The 1,155-nt window shown below is 42.3% G+C and carries 1 protein-coding gene; it reads left to right on the top strand.

Going from position 1 to position 1,155, the window contains the following annotated elements; genetic code table 11:
• Positions 1-167: 167 nt before the first annotated feature.
• Complete coding sequence (locus N5O98_RS27210; protein WP_005794072.1) at positions 168-1,148, top strand: IS30-like element IS4351 family transposase; 981 nt, start codon at positions 168-170, stop codon at positions 1,146-1,148.
• The last annotated feature ends 7 nt before the right edge of the window (positions 1,149-1,155 follow it).

The following is a 1,155-nucleotide window of genomic DNA, read 5'->3' as shown; positions in this document are numbered from 1 at the left end:
CTTGAGTTCAACTTATAAATGCAACTTTTTGGGTGCGGATAATAAGCAATAAAAACATTTATTTTTCAGAGAGGAAAGAGAGACAATGTCCCCCTTTCTCTCACTCTGAATGGATAAAGTTTGCTATCTTTGCTTTAATTGTCCGTCCAAAGAAAAAAAAGTTGCAGATGAGCAAACATATAACCGAGGAACAAAGGTATGCAATTTCTATGATGTTGCAAATACCGATGAGCAAAAAAGCAATAGCGGAAGCTATCGGAGTAGATAAAAGCACTGTTTACAGGGAGATAAAGCGCAATTGCGACGCCCGAAGTGGTAGCTATAGCATGGAGCTTGCCCAGCGAAAAGCAGACAGGCGCAAGCAGCAAAAACATCGCAAGGAAGTGCTTACACCGGCAATGAGAAAACGGATAATAAAGCTGTTGAAGAAAGGATTCAGCCCGGAGCAGATTGTCGGCAGGAGCCGCTTGGAGGGAATTGCGATGGTATCTCACGAAACGATATATCGCTGGATTTGGGAGGATAAGCGGCGGGGTGGCAAACTGCACAAATATCTTCGCAGACAAGGTCGCAGGTATGCCAAACGTGGTTCTAAAAATGCAGGGCGAGGATTTATCCCAGGCAGGGTGGATATTGATGAGCGTCCCGAGATAGTGGAACTGAAGGAGAGATTTGGTGATTTAGAGATAGATACAATTATTGGTAAGAACCACAAAGGTGCCATTCTTACCATTAACGACAGAGCAACAAGCAGGGTCTGGATACGCAAGTTGTCGGGAAAAGAAGCCATCCCGGTAGCTAAGATTGCAGTATGGGCACTGCGGAAAGTGAAAAACTTAATACACACAATTACGGCTGACAATGGAAAGGAGTTTGCAAAGCACGAGGAAATTGCGCAAAAATTGGAAATAAAATTCTATTTTTGCAAACCATACCACTCATGGGAACGTGGTGCCAATGAAAACACCAACGGGCTTATCAGGCAGTATATCCCAAAGGGTAAGGACTTTAGTGAAGTAACCAACAAACAGATTAAGTGGATTGAAAATAAACTCAATAATCGACCTCGTAAAAGACTTGGATACCTCACGCCAAACGAAAAATTTAAACAAATTATTAATCAGAATTCTGTTGCATTTGCAAGTTGAATTCAGC

Source organism: Bacteroides sp. LFL-34, from assembly GCF_027257075.1.
Taxonomy (GTDB): Bacteria; Bacteroidota; Bacteroidia; order Bacteroidales; family Bacteroidaceae; genus Bacteroides; species Bacteroides ovatus.
This window is presented reverse-complemented; position numbering and strand designations above follow the sequence as displayed.